10 protein-coding genes are annotated in these 16,559 nt (G+C 62.6%); 6 read left to right on the top strand and 4 right to left on the bottom strand.

Annotation, left to right across the window (positions count from 1 at the left end; translation table 11 throughout):
- Positions 1 to 389 precede the first annotated feature (389 nt).
- Entirely contained in the window at positions 390 to 3,866 is a 3,477-nt protein-coding gene (locus tag ONR57_RS01290) for a DNA-directed RNA polymerase subunit beta (protein ID WP_265121022.1), read from the top strand.
- A gap of 139 nt (positions 3,867 to 4,005) precedes the next feature.
- Positions 4,006 to 7,959 carry a DNA-directed RNA polymerase subunit beta' gene (locus tag ONR57_RS01285; protein WP_265121021.1) on the top strand — a complete coding sequence of 1,318 codons (3,954 nt, stop codon included), beginning with the start codon at positions 4,006 to 4,008 and terminating at the stop codon, positions 7,957 to 7,959.
- 115 nt (positions 7,960 to 8,074) lie between these two features.
- Here ONR57_RS01285 and ONR57_RS01280 read toward each other — a convergent pair whose 3' ends face one another.
- The 4 genes from ONR57_RS01280 to ONR57_RS01265 all read right to left on the bottom strand — a co-directional run bounded on the left by ONR57_RS01280 (position 8,075) and on the right by ONR57_RS01265 (position 11,128).
- On the bottom strand, positions 8,075 to 8,839 hold the full coding sequence (locus ONR57_RS01280) for an acyl-[acyl-carrier-protein] thioesterase (RefSeq protein WP_265121019.1): 765 nt from the start codon (positions 8,837 to 8,839) through the stop codon (positions 8,075 to 8,077).
- A gap of 16 nt (positions 8,840 to 8,855) precedes the next feature.
- Entirely contained in the window at positions 8,856 to 9,353 is a 498-nt protein-coding gene (locus ONR57_RS01275) for a histidine phosphatase family protein (protein WP_265121018.1), read from the bottom strand.
- A 56-nt stretch (positions 9,354 to 9,409) separates the two neighbouring features.
- Positions 9,410 to 10,366, bottom strand: a complete 957-nt coding sequence (locus ONR57_RS01270; RefSeq protein WP_265121017.1) for an alpha/beta fold hydrolase — start codon at positions 10,364 to 10,366, stop codon at positions 9,410 to 9,412.
- Between the two features lie 210 nt (positions 10,367 to 10,576).
- Positions 10,577 to 11,128 carry a hypothetical protein gene (locus tag ONR57_RS01265; protein ID WP_265121016.1) on the bottom strand — a complete coding sequence of 184 codons (552 nt, stop codon included), beginning with the start codon at positions 11,126 to 11,128 and terminating at the stop codon, positions 10,577 to 10,579.
- Between the two features lie 111 nt (positions 11,129 to 11,239).
- On the opposite strand from ONR57_RS01265, the gene ONR57_RS01260 reads away from it, so the two are divergent.
- From ONR57_RS01260 to ONR57_RS01245, 4 genes are read left to right on the top strand one after another with little or no spacing between them, the layout of a single operon-like run.
- Entirely contained in the window at positions 11,240 to 12,067 is an 828-nt protein-coding gene (locus ONR57_RS01260; RefSeq protein ID WP_265121015.1) for a TIGR03084 family metal-binding protein, read from the top strand.
- Positions 12,064 to 13,794 (top strand): acyclic terpene utilization AtuA family protein, encoded by a 1,731-nt coding sequence (locus ONR57_RS01255; RefSeq protein ID WP_265121013.1) that lies wholly within the window; start codon positions 12,064 to 12,066, stop codon positions 13,792 to 13,794. Before ONR57_RS01260 ends, ONR57_RS01255 begins: the two co-directional genes overlap by 4 nt.
- Positions 13,791 to 14,960 (top strand): acyl-CoA dehydrogenase family protein, encoded by a 1,170-nt coding sequence (locus ONR57_RS01250; RefSeq protein ID WP_265121012.1) that lies wholly within the window; start codon positions 13,791 to 13,793, stop codon positions 14,958 to 14,960. Before ONR57_RS01255 ends, ONR57_RS01250 begins: the two co-directional genes overlap by 4 nt.
- Positions 14,957 to 16,555 (top strand): acyl-CoA carboxylase subunit beta, encoded by a 1,599-nt coding sequence (locus ONR57_RS01245; RefSeq protein WP_265121011.1) that lies wholly within the window; start codon positions 14,957 to 14,959, stop codon positions 16,553 to 16,555. Before ONR57_RS01250 ends, ONR57_RS01245 begins: the two co-directional genes overlap by 4 nt.
- Positions 16,556 to 16,559 lie beyond the last annotated feature (4 nt).

Genomic DNA, 16,559 nt, shown 5'->3' with positions numbered 1-16,559 from the left:
ACCACACGTCCGGTAAATGCATTGCGCAGCCGGTGACATCAGAACAAGTTAGGATTATGCTTCCGGTGGGACGATAGTCACTGCAGGGAGCTGCTTGGAGGCGGCCGCGGGTTCGTCGTCCCTGTCGTGGGGTTTGTTCGGTGTGCGCTGGAACGCCGTCGGCGCGCATGTCGCGGCCGTGTTGAATCGTCCATTCGACAACTTGAGATTGTTCGTCTATTGTTGGACGTTGCGCTGGCTGCCTCCTGTCCATTCCTCGTTGTTCGTCTAGACGCGCATTGCGTCCGGTCGAGTGGTGAGGGTTCGTTCGGGGTGCCTCCAGCGGACTCAAACACTCAGCAAAGCAGACGACAGCGATTGCCGTTCTTTCGCCGAACGGCACGCGTGAGGTGCTGGAAGGACGCATCTTGGCAGTCTCCCGCCAGACCAGTTCAGTGGCCGGTATCCCCGGGGCTCCTAAGAGGGTTTCCTTTGCGAAGATTCGCGAGCCCCTTGAAGTACCCGGGTTGCTAGACCTTCAGTTGGATTCGTTCGAATGGTTGATCGGTGCTGAGAGGTGGCGCACACGCGCCGCTGCCCGCGGGGACGAGGTCGTATCGAGCGGCCTTGAAGATGTCCTCGCGGAGATTTCACCGATCGAGGATTTTGCTTCCTCAATGTCGCTGTCGTTCTCTGACCCTCGTTTCGAAGAGGTCAAGGCCTCCGTCGAGGAGTGCAAAGAGAAGGACATGACGTACGCGGCTCCACTGTTCGTGACCGCGGAGTTCATCAACAACGAGACTGGCGAAATCAAGAGCCAGACGGTCTTCATGGGAGATTTCCCGATGATGACCGATAAGGGCACTTTCATCATCAATGGCACGGAACGTGTGGTGGTGTCGCAGCTCGTCCGGTCGCCGGGTGTCTACTTCGACAAGGCGCGCGACAAGTCCACTGAGAAAGACCTGTACAGCGTCAAGGTCATCCCGAGCCGCGGTGCGTGGCTCGAGTTCGACATCGACAAGCGCGATACCGTGGGCGTCCGCATCGACCGCAAGCGGCGGCAGCCGGTCACGGTGCTGCTGAAGGCACGTGGCTGGACAACCGAGCAGATCGCTGAGCGATTCGGCTTCTCCGAAATCATGATGTCGACGCTCGAAAAGGACAACACCGCCGGCACTGACGACGCGCTTCTCGACATTTACCGCAAACTGCGTCCAGGCGAGCCGCCGACCAAGGAAGGCGCAGAAAACCTGCTCGAAGGGCTTTTCTTCAAAGAGAAGCGCTACGACCTCGCGCGCGTCGGCCGCTACAAGGTCAACAAGAAGCTGGGCCTGACAGTCGACTCCACGGCCACCACGCTGACAGACGACGACATCGTCACCACCATTGAGTACCTCGTTCGGCTGCAGGCCGGTGAGCGGCTCATGAAGGCGCAAAACGGTGACGAGATCCTGGTTAGCGTCGACGATATCGACCATTTCGGCAATCGTCGTCTCCGCACGGTGGGCGAACTCATCCAGAACCAGATCCGCGTGGGCCTTTCCCGCATGGAGCGGGTCGTTCGTGAGCGCATGACGACGCAGGACGTCGAGGCTATTACGCCGCAGACCCTGATTAACATCCGGCCAGTTGTGGCGGCGATCAAAGAGTTCTTCGGAACGTCGCAGCTCAGCCAGTTCATGGACCAGAACAACCCACTGTCGGGTCTCACTCACAAGCGCCGCCTTTCCGCGCTTGGTCCCGGCGGTCTGTCCCGTGAGCGTGCTGGCCTCGAGGTCCGTGACGTGCACGCGTCGCACTACGGCCGTATGTGCCCGATCGAGACGCCGGAAGGCCCGAACATCGGTCTGATCGGCTCACTGTCGGTGTATGCCCGGGTGAACCCGTTCGGCTTCATCGAGACGCCGTATCGCAAGGTCGTCGATGGGCAGGTGACCGATGAGATTCGGTACCTGACTGCCGATGAAGAGGATCGCTACGTCATCGCGCAGGCGAACTCGCCGCTCGATGCCGACAATCGCTTCATCGAAGACCACATTCTGGTCCGGGTGCGCCGCGAATCGGAGTCCGAGGTCGAGTTCGTATCGCCGGCACAGATCGACTTCATGGACGTTTCGCCACGTCAGATGGTGTCAGCTGCGACCGCGATGATCCCGTTCCTCGAGCACGACGACGCCAACCGTGCTCTTATGGGTGCGAACATGCAGCGCCAGGCAGTGCCGCTGCTCCGCAGTGAGGCTCCGCTGGTCGGTACCGGTATGGAGCTGCGCGCCGCCTATGACTCTGGCGATGTCATCGTCAGCCGGAAAGCCGGTGTGGTCGAGGAAGTGTCGGCTGACTACATCACAGTGATGGCTGATGACGGCACCCGCCGCACCTATCAGCTGCGCAAGTTCAGTCGCTCGAACCAGGGCACCTGCATCAACCAGCGTCCCATCGTTGACGAAGGGCAGCGTGTCGAAGCTGGTCAGGTCATCGCTGACGGTCCCTGCACGGACGAAGGCGAGATGGCGCTCGGCAAGAACCTGCTCGTCGCGATCATGCCGTGGGAAGGCCACAACTACGAGGACGCGATTATTATTTCGCAGCGCCTCGTCGAAGACGACGTCTTCACGTCTATCCAGATCGAGGAGCACGAGCTTGATGCCCGTGACACCAAGCTGGGTGCCGAGGAAATCACCCGTGACATCCCGAATGTCGCGGACGAGGTGCTCGCTGATCTCGATGAGCGTGGCATCGTCCGTATCGGTGCTGAAGTGCGCGACGGAGACATCCTCGTCGGCAAGGTCACGCCGAAGGGTGAAACCGAACTGACCCCGGAGGAGCGCCTGCTCCGTGCGATCTTCGGTGAGAAGGCGCGCGAGGTTCGTGACACGTCACTGCGCGTGCCGCACGGCGAGACCGGCAAAGTCATCGGTGTCCGCGTATTCTCGCGCGAAGACAACGACGACCTGCCGCCCGGTGTGAACGAACTCGTTCGTGTGTACGTCGCGCAGAAGCGGAAGATCCAGGACGGTGACAAACTTGCTGGCCGCCACGGCAACAAGGGCGTTATCGGCAAGATCCTGCCGCACGAAGACATGCCATTCCTGCCGGATGGCACGCCTGTCGACATCATCCTGAACACCCACGGTGTGCCACGCCGTATGAATATCGGCCAGGTCTTGGAGTCGCATCTGGGCTGGATCGCGAAGACCGGCTGGAAGATCGACGTGGTTGGTGACGGTCTGCCGGATTGGGCAGCCAACCTTCCGGAGGACGTCCTCGAGGCGCCTGCGGACACACGCACCGCCACACCGGTCTTCGACGGTGCAAAGGAAGATGAACTCGCTGGCCTTTTGGGCTCGACCCTGCCGAACCGCGACGGCGACCGCATGGTAGGCCCGAACGGTAAAGCGCAGCTGTTCGACGGACGCTCGGGCGAACCGTTCCCGTTCCCGGTAGCGGTTGGCTACATGTACATCCTGAAGCTGCACCACATGGTGGACGACAAGATCCATGCGCGTTCGACTGGCCCGTACTCGATGATCACCCAGCAGCCGCTCGGTGGTAAGGCGCAGTTCGGTGGTCAGCGCTTCGGTGAGATGGAGTGCTGGGCGATGCAGGCCTACGGTGCCGCATACACCCTGCAGGAACTCCTCACGATCAAGTCTGACGACGTGGTCGGTCGCGTGAAGGTCTACGAGGCCATCGTTAAGGGTGAGAACATCCCTGAGCCGGGTATCCCCGAATCGTTCAAGGTCCTTCTGAAGGAACTTCAGTCCCTGTGCCTGAACGTCGAGGTCCTGTCGTCTGACGGTGCCGCCATCGAGATGCGCGACACCGACGACGATGACGTGGAACGTGCCGCTGCGAGTCTTGGGATGAACAGCCGGGCGATCTGACACGGGTAGAGGTACGGCGCGCACCGTTGCCGGTTCCGCGCCGGGGCTTAATAGGTGAAGAAGGAATTGCAGTTCGGCCCCGCAGGTCAGCACAAGCCTGATCTGCGGTGCCATAACCCTTACGGGGAAAGGAAGTTACGTGCTAGACGTCAACTTCTTCGATGAACTCCGCATCAGTCTCGCCACTGCGGAGGACATCAGGGCCTGGTCGCACGGCGAGGTCAAGAAGCCGGAGACGATCAACTACCGCACCCTCAAGCCCGAGAAGGACGGTTTGTTCTGCGAGAAGATCTTCGGACCCACTCGCGACTGGGAATGCTACTGCGGTAAGTACAAGCGTGTTCGGTTCAAGGGCATCATCTGTGAACGCTGCGGCGTTGAGGTGACGCGCGCCAAGGTGCGCCGTGAGCGTATGGGCCACATTGCGCTTGCCGCCCCGGTGACGCACATCTGGTACTTCAAGGGCGTGCCGAGCCGTCTCGGCTACCTCCTTGACCTCGCGCCGAAGGATCTCGAGAAGATCATCTACTTCGCCGCCTACGTCATCACCCACGTTGACGACGAGCTTCGTCACAACGAGCTTTCCACCCTGGAAGCTCAGATGAACGTGGAAAAGAAGGGTGTCGCGGATCAGCGTGACGCCGACCTCGAAGCGCGCGCGCAGAAGCTCGAGACCGATCTCGCACAGCTCGAACTCGAGGGAGCGCGGGCCGACGCACTGGACAAGGTCAAGAAGGGTGCTGAGCGTGAGATGCGCCAGATCCGTGACCGTGCACAGCGCGAGATCGACCGCCTCGAAGAGATCTGGAACATCTTCACCAAGCTCGCCCCGAAGCAGCTAGTCGTCGACGAGCTGATCTACCGCGAGCTCATTGACCGCTACGGCGAGTACTTCGAAGGCGGCATGGGTGCGGAAGCTATCCAGAAGCTGCTCGAAATCTTTGATGTCGAGGCAGAGGCTGAGATTCTTCGCGAGGTCATCCGCAGCGGAAAGGGGCAGAAGAAGCTTCGTGCGCTCAAGCGGCTGAAGGTCGTTGCGGCATTCCAGAACACTGGCAACTCCCCGCTCGGCATGGTCCTGGACGCAGTCCCGGTGATCCCGCCTGAGCTCCGCCCGATGGTGCAGCTCGACGGTGGCCGCTTCGCGACGTCCGACCTCAATGACCTGTACCGCCGTGTGATCAACCGCAACAACCGGCTCAAGCGCCTCATTGATCTCGGTGCGCCCGAGATCATCGTGAACAACGAGAAGCGCATGCTGCAGGAATCGGTGGACGCGCTGTTCGACAATGGGCGCCGTGGCCGTCCGGTCACCGGGCCGGGTAACCGGCCGCTGAAGTCACTGTCTGACTTGCTGAAGGGCAAGCAGGGCCGCTTCCGCCAGAACCTCCTTGGTAAGCGTGTCGACTACTCCGGCCGTTCGGTTATCGTCGTGGGTCCGCAGCTCAAACTGCACCAGTGCGGTCTGCCGAAGCTGATGGCGCTCGAGCTGTTCAAGCCATTCGTCATGAAGCGGCTTGTCGACCTCAACCACGCGCAGAACATCAAGTCCGCGAAGCGCATGGTGGAGCGTCAGCGCACCCAGGTGTGGGAGGTCCTCGAAGAGGTCATCACCGAACACCCCGTAATGCTCAACCGTGCACCAACGCTGCACCGGCTCGGCATCCAGGCGTTCGAGCCGATCCTGGTTGAAGGTAAAGCCATCCAGCTGCACCCGCTCGTGTGTGAGGCGTTCAACGCTGACTTCGACGGTGACCAGATGGCCGTTCACCTGCCGCTCTCCGCGGAGGCGCAGGCTGAAGCACGCGTGCTGATGCTGTCGTCGAACAACATCCTGTCGCCTGCGTCGGGCCGTCCGCTCGCTATGCCGCGTCTTGACATGGTGACGGGTCTGTACCACCTCACCCGTCACGTTGAGGGCGCGAAGGGTGAATACCAGCCCGCATCCGGCGACAGTCCGGAACAGGGCGTGTATTCATCCCCAGCGGAAGCCATCATGGCCTTCGATCGCGGTGAGCTCGGTCTGCAGGCGCGCATCAAGGTGCGCGTCACCACGCGCCGGCCAACCCGCGAGGACGAGCGAGTGCTCTTCCCTGCGGGCTGGACAAAGGGTGACGCCTGGATCGCTGACACGACGCTGGGCCGGGTGCACTTCAACGAACTGCTCCCCGCCGACTACCCGTTTATCAACGATGTGATGCCGAAGAAGCGGCAGTCGGTGATCATCAACGACCTCGCTGAGCGTTACCCGATGATCGTTGTGGCGCAAACCGTCGACAAGCTGAAGGACGCTGGCTTCTACTGGGCTACCCGTTCCGGTGTCACGGTCGCGATGTCGGACGTGCTCGTTCCGCCGGAGAAGCAGGAGATCCTCGCCGAGTACGAGGAAAAGGCCGAAAGGCTGGAGAAGAAGTACCAGCGCGGACAGGTCTCTACGGATGAGCGTCGCGACGGACTGGTTGAGATCTGGAAGGAAGCCACCGAGAAGGTCGGTCGGGCCCTCGAGGATCACTACCCGGACGACAACCCGATTCCGATGATCGTGAAGTCGGGCGCCGCCGGTAACATGACTCAGATTCGCTCCCTGGCGGGCATGAAGGGTCTGGTGACCAACCCGAAGGGTGAGTTCATCCCGCGGCCGATCAAGTCCTCATTCCGTGAGGGCCTGACAGTGCTCGAGTACTTCATCAACACGCACGGCGCGCGTAAGGGTCTCGCTGACACCGCGCTCCGCACCGCTGACTCGGGTTACCTCACCCGTCGTCTGGTTGACGTCTCGCAGGACGTCATCGTGCGTGAGGTGGATTGCGGAACGTCCCGGGGTCTGGAAATGCCGATCGCGGAAGCTGGCTTCGATGGCAAGCTGCAGCCGGTCGAGCATGTCGAGACCAGTGTGTACGCGCGCACTCTCGCCGCTGACGCGAAGGACGCGGAGGGCAACGTTGTTGTCGAGCGCGGTCACGACTTGGGTGACCCGGCGATCGAGAAGCTGATCGACGCGGGTGTCACCTCGGTGAAGGTCCGCTCCGTCCTTACCTGCACCACCGCAACCGGTGTTTGTGCGACCTGCTACGGCCGCTCGATGGCGACTGGCAAGCTGGTCGATATCGGTGAGGCAGTGGGTATCGTTGCGGCCCAGTCGATTGGTGAGCCCGGTACGCAGTTGACAATGCGAACCTTCCACCAGGGTGGCGTCGGTGAGGACATCACCGGTGGTCTGCCCCGTGTGCAGGAGCTGTTCGAGGCCCGCGTGCCGAAGAACAAAGCACCGATCGCGGAGGTGTCCGGTCGCGTCCGTATCGACGATGATGACCGCTTCTACAAGGTCACCATCATCCCGGATGACGGTAGTGACGAGGTCACGATCGACAAGCTGCCGAAGCGGCAAGGCCTTGCCCGTTTCAAGCACGACGATGGTGTAGAGCGCATCCTCGCCGAGAACGACCATGTCGAGGTTGGCCAGGAACTTCTCGAAGGTTCCGCTGACCCGCACGAGGTGCTGCGCGTCCGTGGCCCGCGTGAGGTACAGATCCACCTGGTGAACGAAGTTCAGAAGGTGTACCGCTCGCAGGGTGTGTCGATTCACGACAAGCACATCGAGGTCATCATCCGCCAGATGCTGCGCCGCGTCACGATCATCGACTCGGGCTCGACTGAGTTCCTGCCCGGCTCGCTGGTCGAACGCGCGGACTTCGAGGCCGAGAACCGTCGCGTCGTCGCCGAGGGTGGCGAGCCCGCAGCGGGTCGCGCGGTGCTTATGGGTATCACCAAGGCGTCGCTGGCTACGGATTCATGGCTGTCGGCAGCGTCCTTCCAGGAGACAACGAGAGTGCTCACCGATGCGGCCATCAACCGCCGCAGCGATCGCCTCATCGGTCTCAAGGAGAACGTGATCATCGGTAAGCTGATCCCGGCCGGTACCGGCATCAACCAGTACCGCAACATCCAGGTGCAGCCGACCGAAGAGGCTCGCGAAGCCGCGTACTCCGTCGCCTCGTATGAGGACCAGTACTACGGTCCTGATACGTTCGGCATGAGCACCGGTGCTGCGGTTCCGCTCGACGACTTCGGGGGATACTCCGACTACCGCTGAGCGCACTGACCCAGAACAGCCCGCTCCCTAAAACAGGGAGCGGGCTTTTCTGCTGCGGGGGCTCTGGATTGTGTCAATTCACCTCCGGAAACCGGAAGTAAATTGACACGGCCCTTCAGGGCAGAGGCAGTACCGCGGCTTGCGCGCGCACATTTCCATCCACGACGAACCACAGGTGCACATCATCGCTGCTGTGGCGAGTGCGGAGTTCCACCTTCTCGTCGGGGGCGACGGGCGCGAGATACTCGATCACTGTTCGTGTGGCGGTGTCATGCAGCTCTGGACGTGCACGCAGCGCAGCATCGACGGCGTGCAGGTAGACCGCGTTGTTGACGTGCGCCATGACGTCGATGTCGGTGCTGCGGAGCGGAAATGGCGCTGATTCGTCCTCGGGGCCAGGGCTGGCGGTGATCCATTGTTTCCAGCGCACCCGATTGCTGAGCGCGGTTTCACCGAGCAGCGCTTCAAACTGTTCGGTGATGCGAGTGGGCAGTCCGGTGTTGGGGTTGATGTTGATCCAGAACCCTTCAGTCTCGATCAGACCGCCATTTGCGGTGCTGAGCCGGGCGCGCATGGTGCACCACCGGCTCGACAGCCCGGAGCACCAGCGATGAACCTCGACGTTGCCCGGGAACTCGATGGGCTTGATCGAATCGATGACAGTGCGGCGGACCACCCACGCCGGGTGTTCCTCACGTGCGCTCACTGCATCGAGGTGATCGAAACCCGCGTCCTGAAGGTAGCGGGCGACACCGTCGATTCGGAGTCGCCAGCCCGGCTCGATGTCGGATGCACGCAGGGGCCACGCTGTGTTGAAGACGTGTCCTTCTCGGGGCAGGGGCATCAACGGTGTCTGGCACATCAGCTGGGCTTCCAGCATGGGGACTCCTTGTGGGCTAACGCGGGACGTGGAACGTGTCGAGGTGCGCGGAGGCGCGGTCCAGCGCATTCCAGGGTCGGGCCGTGCTGAGTACAGCGATCGCGGAGGTAGGGAACTTCGTGCGGATGCGGTCTGCGGCGTCCCCATCATCATTCGCGGCGAGGTGCAGCGCAGTCTCGGGTATCCCAGGCCAATGCGCGATGACGAGGACAGTCTGGATGTCATCGCCGACGAGGCTCACTTCTTCGAGGATTGTTTCGGCGTCTGCGCCGTAGAGCGTGTCGAGGTAATCAGCGGGTGCGTCGATGTCAGCGGCGCCCAGCGTCTGGCGGGTTCGGGCGGACGACGAGCAGAGAATCTGGTCAATCTGCGGGTATCTGTCCTGCAGCCACGCGCCGCCCAGTGCGGCTTCGCGCTGTCCGCGCGGCGCGAGGGGCCGGTCGTAGTCGGCCGCGCCGAGCGGATACGCGGACTTGCCGTGCCGCATGAGTATGAGCGTCCGGCGTATCTCCATGGCCGTTCAGCCTAGTCGTTTACCGGGCAGCCGATGCACCAGCGCGGGCACGTGTCTCAGGAAACGAGCTGTAGGTTCGGTCGGTTCAGGGCGCGCTCCACCAGTGCGCCTAGTGCGCTGGCGACTTCTTCGGTCCGCTCCAGAATGACCGAATGCCCAGCGCCTTCGATCCGCACGAGCTCAGCTCCGGGCAGTCCCGCTGCGATAGCTTCGGAATGGGAGAAAGGCGTCATGTGGTCATGGGAGCCGCACAGGATCATCGTTGGGATGACGGCGAGCGCAGCGAGCGTCGCGGCCTCGTTGAGCTGGAGCAGCGACCGCAGGAAACCGATTTTCGTGGCCAGGGTGGTTTCGTTGATCATCGCGGTCACTAGCGCTGTGACGTTCGGGTTCACGCGACCCTGCCCGAAGGCGGTAGCCCGGATCACGTGCTTCGCGACGAGGCGGCTGAGCCGGTGCGGAAACTCCATCAGATCGGGAGCACGGTTTACGGCGCGGTGCAGCAGGTATGCCAGCGGATGCCGAAGAAGCTGACCCAGCCCAGCGTCGGTGATGCTGTGCGCGGCAGTGGCGATGAGACCCAGCCCGATGATGCGCGTGCCGATTGCGTCGGGGTACTGGCGGGCGTACGAAAGCGCAGTCATCCCGCCCATGGAGTGTCCAGCGAGGAGCACCGGACCGTGCGGCGCCACGGCGTTCAGCACCGAGTGCAAGTCACGGCCAAGCTGGTCGACTGTGTATGTTTCCGCACGCGCGGCTCCGGATTGGCCGTGCCCGCGGTGATCGTAGGTGACGACACGGACACAACGACCCGCCATGCTCACGAGGTGGGGGAGAAGGGTTGACCACGAGTCGGCGCGGAGGCAATGCCCATGGAGCAAAACCACGGTGAGCGCCGCATTCGGGTCGCCAACCTCCGCGACGGCGAGAGGTACGCCGTCGTCAGTGAGTACGAAGTGCCGGCGGATTTCAGGCACAGCGGAAGGAGTCGTCGAGGGTGTGATGGTCCTCATGGTTCCCTCCAATCAGTGGCATTCCGCACGTGGTGGGTGACTGTGTATCGCCGAGACCTGCCGCGGTGTTTCTACTATCTGATTTCGGGAGAACAAGGGGCACCAACCCTGGGGGTGGAATGTGCCAACCCTTGGCGTCGTTGCGTGATGTCGCCAGTGGAAATCAAGTGCCGACCTTGGCGCGACACCTGCCTCAGAGGCCACATCCTTTTACCGCCCGGTGGGCCAGACCTGGACCAGATACTCCTCGTTCGCAGGAGCTGCGGGCCAGGCTGCTTCGTTTTCGGCCCTGCCGTTGGCGTGTATCCGTACGTGGTAATGCCCCGGCCCAGACGCGGAAAGCTGCCGCTCAATCCCTGGCCACCGCTCCGATCCGCCGGCCCAGAAGTACAGGCCAGTGCGCGAGGTCACGGTGACATCGAAAACCTCACTCCAGCCAGCCTCTGAGGGTCCAGGGAGGTGTGCGTACGACGCGACGGTGACCGCGACAGCGTTGTCCTCGGCGCTCGTGCACATAAACACGATTCGCTCATTCACCATGGGCTCCGCGCAGCTTCCGCCAGGAAAGTCGGGCATGCCCTCGGGTTCGTCCATGATCGCGAAGGAGCCGTACGAGGGCCCAGAGTCACGCTGGATGTATTCCGCTTCCATGGCTCCCCCATCGGTCGTGCATCCGGATGCCCACATGACCGTGGCTAAACCAATCCCACTACCGAGCAGGCCTGCGTAAGCGAATCTCCCCACGCGCAACTTATACGTCACCGATTCAACTTCACCGAAACGACCCCACAAAAGAAGCAAGCACGCTTGATTCTTTTGTGGAATGGTGTCAGGCTTGTCTCACATACCTGAAGACGACTGAAGGTGAGTGGTATGCCAGATCCTAGTGGGGTCGTGGCCAGTGTTGTCGACGATCTCGATGCCGAGGGTGCGTACCTCGATGAGCTAGTCTCCGGCCTGTCAGAATCCGAGTGGAACTCGCCAACTCCCGCCACGGGCTGGACGATCGCACACCAGATCGCGCACCTCGCGTGGACTGACGACGCGGCGATTGCGGCCACAACTGAGCCTGAGCGTTTCCAGGCGCTAGTCACGTCGGCGTGGAAAAATCCTGCGGGTTTCGTTGATGACGGGGCGGCGGAGTGGGCCGCAATTCCGCCCGCTGAACTGCTCGAGCGGTGGCGGACCGGCCGGGCGGCGCTGTCGAAAGCGCTCCGCAACGCCGATCCAAAGGTGAAGCTGCCGTGGTTCGGTCCGCCGATGAGTCCGGCATCGATGGCGACTGCCCGCATCATGGAAACCTGGGCGCATGGGCTCGATGTTGCGGACACGCTGGGGATTGCGCCGCAACCGACCAGCCGCATCAAGCATGTCGCACATATCGGCGTGCGCACACGTGACTTCGCGTTCGCGCTCAACCAGTTGCAGCCACCTGCGGAGCCGTTCCGCGTCGAACTCGTAGCGCCAGACGGCAGCGTGTGGGTGTGGGGCCCGGACAATGCGTCACAACGCGTCACCGGCACCGCCCTGGACTTCTGCTATCTGGTGACGCAACGCCGGCACCGCGCTGACGTGGACGTGCGGGCGGACGGCCCAGACGCCGAGAAGTGGCTCACTATCGCGCAGGCCTTCGCTGGGCCGCCCGGCAATGGCAGGGAACCGCAATCAGCAACAGATTCACAAGGGGTTCGAAACGAATGACAGTGTCCCCGGTACCTCCACCGATGATCAGGGTTGGCAACTGCTCCGGCTTCTACGGCGACCGGATCTCCGCGATGCGGGAGATGCTCGAAGGCGGTGACCTCGACTACTTAACAGGCGATTATCTCGCGGAACTCACCATGCTCATTCTGGGGCGTGACCGCATGAAAGATGCCAGCCTCGGTTACGCGAAGACATTCGTGCGGCAAATGGATGAGTGCATGGCCCTCGCGCTCGAACAGGGCGTGAAGATCGTGGCCAACGCTGGCGGGCTCAACCCGGCTGGACTCGCTGCCAAACTCAGCGAGATGGCCGAGAGCCAGGGACTGAAGGCGAAGGTTGCTTACGTCGAAGGCGACGATCTGCGTGAACGAGCACAAGAGCTCGGCTTGGGTTCGCCGCTCACCGCGAACGCGTACCTCGGCGCGTTTGGCATCGCGGAGTGCCTCACCCAGGGCGCAGACATTGTGGTCACCGGACGCGTCACCGACGCCTCAGTCATTGTCGCCCCAGCGATCGCGGAGTTCCGCTGGTCGCGAACTGACTTTGACCAGCTGGCAGGTGCTGTCGCCGCCGGGCATGTGATCGAATGCGGTACGCAGGCGACCGGCGGCAACTACTCGTTCTTCCGCGAAATCGACAACATGGACCGGCCCGGTTTCCCGATCGCCGAGATCCACCGCGACGGTTCGAGCGTCATCACGAAACACGCCCGCACCGGTGGCGCGGTCACCGTCGGTACTGTCACTGCACAACTGTTGTACGAGATCTCCGGCGGACGTTACGCGGGCCCGGATGTGACGACTCGCATGGACACTGTCGAACTGAGCCAGGAGGGCCCGGACCGTGTCCGCATCAGCGGTGTCAAAGGCGAAGCGCCGCCACCAGATCTCAAGGTGTCGCTCAACACGCTCGGCGGTTTCCGCAACCAAGCGGATTTCATCGTCACCGGTCTGGATATCGACGAGAAGGTCGCACTCGCCAAGCAGCAGCTTGAGGCGTGGCTGACGAAACGCCCCGCCGAACTGCGCTGGGAAGTATCGGGCACGGCACAGGAAGACGCACCCACCGAGGAGCAAGCAAGCTCGATCCTGCGGTGCATCGTCAAGGATGCGGATCCGAAGATCGTCGGCCGCTCGTTCACCAGCGTGGCCGTGGAACTTGCGCTGGCAAGCTATCCCGGTTTCGCACTCACTGCGCCACCGGCTGACGCGCAACCGTACGGGCTCTTCACGCCCGGTTACGTCCCGCAGGAGAAAGTGCCGCATGTGGCGGTGCTGCCTGACGGGACGCGGGTCGACATCGATCCAGCTCCACAGACACAGCCCCTGGCAGATGTGCCCGGACCGGCTCTGCCGCCGCCTCCCGCCTCGAGCGAGACACACCGCGCCCCGCTCGGGGCGATCGCAGGCGCTCGCAGCGGGGACAAGGGCGGTGACGCCAACGTTGGCGTGTGGGTGCGCACGGAGGACGAGTGGGCGTGGCTAGCGCACACACTCACTATCGAGACCCTCAAGCAGTTGTTGCCGGAAGCGGAAGAACTCACTGTACGCAGACACCTGCTGCCACACCTCAAGGCCGTCAACTTCGTGATCGAAGGCATTCTCGGCCAGGGCGTCGCGTCACAGGCGCGATTCGATCCGCAAGCAAAGGGCCTTGGCGAATGGCTTCGGTCCCGGCACCTCAATATCCCCGTCTCGCTCCTCGACGCACAAGGAACCGCATGACATCACCAGAGACCTGGCCATCCCGTGCACTGTGGGAGAGCCCGGAACGTCAAGAACTCCGGAAAACGGTGCGCCGCTTTACTGAACAACACGTTGTGCCCTTCCAGGAAGAGTGGGAGCGAGCCGGTGAGATTCCCCGATCGCTACACAAGAAAGCGGGTGACATCGGGCTGCTAGGCGCAGGCTTCCCCGAATATTCCGGTGGCGGCGGCGGCAACCTCATCGACGCGATGATCGTGGCGGAAGAACTCTGCTACGCGGGCGCGGCGGGAGGCATTCTCGCGTCGCTGTTCACGCACGGAATCGCATTGCCCCACCTGGTCGCGGCAGGCGACCCAGAGCACATCGAGAAGTGGGCGAAGCCGACGCTCGGCGGCGATCTGATCGGTTCCCTCGCGATCACCGAGCCTGGCGGCGGCTCCGACGTCGCCAATATGCGCACTACCGCGCGCCGCGAGGGTGACGAATTCGTCATCAACGGCGCGAAGACCTTCATCACCTCGGCGGTGCGCGCTGACTTCGTTGTGACCGTGTGCCGCACGGGTGAAAAGGGGCAGCTGTCGCTGATCGTTGTGGAGAAGGGCGCTCCTGGGTTCACGGTTGCGCGCAAGCTCGACAAGATGGGCTGGCTTTGTTCTGACACGGCCGAGCTGCATTACGACGAGGTGCGTGTGCCCGTCGCGAACCTCATCGGTGCCGAGCACAGCGGGTTCACGCAGCTGGCACAGGGTTTCGTCACCGAGCGTGCAGCGCTCGCCGTCCAGGCGTACGCGAGCGCGCAGCGGTGCCTCGACCTGACGCTGCAGTGGTGCCGGGACCGCGAGACATTTGGCCGCCCGCTCGTCAGCCGTCAAACGGTGCAAGCGACGCTGTCAGAAATGGCCCGCAAGATCGACGTTGCGCGCGTCTACACACACCAGCTCATCGAGCGGTTCACCTACGGCGACGGTGACCTCATCGCCGAGATGTGCTTCGCGAAGAATACCGCGGTCGAAGCAGGCGAGTGGGTGGCGCATCAGGCTGTCCAGCTGTTTGGCGGTATGGGCTACATGCGGGAAAGCGAAGTCGAACGGCAATACCGCGACATGCGGATCCTTGGGATCGGCGGCGGCACTAACGAGATTCTCACCGGGCTTGCAGCGAAGCGATTGGGGTTCAAAGCATGACAGTGTTGCAGACCACCCTCGACACCTCGTCGGAAGACTTCGTTGCGTCACGCGACGCGATGCTGGCGAAGCTGGGCGAGGTCGAGGCAGAGTACGACAAAGCCATTGGCGGCGGTGGACCGGACAAGGTCGAGCGGCACCGCAAACGCGGGAAACTGACGGCCCGGGAGCGTATCGAGCTGCTCATCGATGAGGATTCGGCGTTCCTCGAACTGTGCCCGCTCGCCGCGTGGGGCAGCGACTTCCAGGTCGGTGCGAGCATCGTCGTTGGTATCGGCGTCGTCAATGGTGTCGAATGCCTGATCGTTGCGAACGATCCCACGGTGAAGGGCGGCACTAGCAACCCGTGGACGCTGAAGAAGTCGTTCCGGGCCAACGAGGTCGCTTTCCAGAACCGGCTTCCGGTGATCTCGCTGGTGGAGTCCGGTGGCGCTGACCTGCCTACCCAGAAGGAAGTCTTTATTCCGGGTGGTCAGATGTTCCGTGACCTCACCCGCGCGTCCGCCCTCGGTATTCCCACCATCTCCCTGGTCTTCGGCAACTCGACCGCGGGTGGCGCGTACATCCCCGGCATGTCGGACTACGTGGTGATGATCAAGGAACAGTCGAAGGTTTTCCTCGGCGGTCCGCCGCTGGTGAAGATGGCGACGGGGGAGGAGTCCGACGATGAGTCGCTCGGCGGTGCGGATATGCACGCCCGCACTTCGGGTCTCGCTGACTACTACGCGCTCGACGAACAGGACGCGATTAGGATCGGGCGAGACATCGTCAGACGTCTCAACTGGAAGAAAAAGGGGCCGGGGCCGAACACCGATTACGCCGATCCCGTCCACGATCCCGAGGACCTGCTGGGGGTCGTCCCGGGCGATCTGAAGATTCCGTTCGACCCGCGCGAGGTGATCGCCCGGATTGTTGACGGCTCCGAATTCGACGAGTTCAAGCCGCTGTACGGCTCGTCGCTGGTGACGGGCTGGGCGCAGCTCCACGGTTACCCGGTGGGGATTCTCGCGAACGCGCGCGGCATCCTGTTCAGCGAGGAATCACAGAAGGCGACGCAGTTCATTCAGCTCGCTAACCGGTCGAACACCCCACTGCTCTTCCTGCACAACACCACCGGCTACATGGTGGGCAGGGAATACGAGCAGAAAGGCATCATCAAGCACGGCTCCATGATGATCAACGCGGTATCGAACTCGAAGGTGCCGCACATCTCGCTGTTGATGGGCGCGTCTTATGGTGCGGGCCATTACGGCATGTGTGGCCGCGCCTACGAGCCGCGTTTCCTCTTCGCCTGGCCCAGTGCCAAGTCCGCGGTGATGGGACCCCAGCAGCTAGCTGGTGTGATTTCGCTGGTCATGCGCGCCGCGGCGGAAGCCAAGGGCCGGGCGTTTGATGAGGAAGCCGACAAGGGCATGCGTGCCATGGTCGAAGCGCAGATTGAAGCTGAATCACTGCCGATGTTCCTGTCCGGTCGCCTTTTCGATGACGGCGTGATCGATCCGCGCGATACCCGCACGATCCTCGGCCTGTGCCTGTCCGCGATTCACACCAACGAAGTCGAAGGCACCGCGAACTTCGGCGTCTTCCGGATGTGAGCGC

The sequence above is a fragment of the Hoyosella sp. YIM 151337 genome (assembly GCF_026041215.1).
Lineage (GTDB): Bacteria > Actinomycetota > Actinomycetes > Mycobacteriales > Mycobacteriaceae > Hoyosella.
This window is presented reverse-complemented; position numbering and strand designations above follow the sequence as displayed.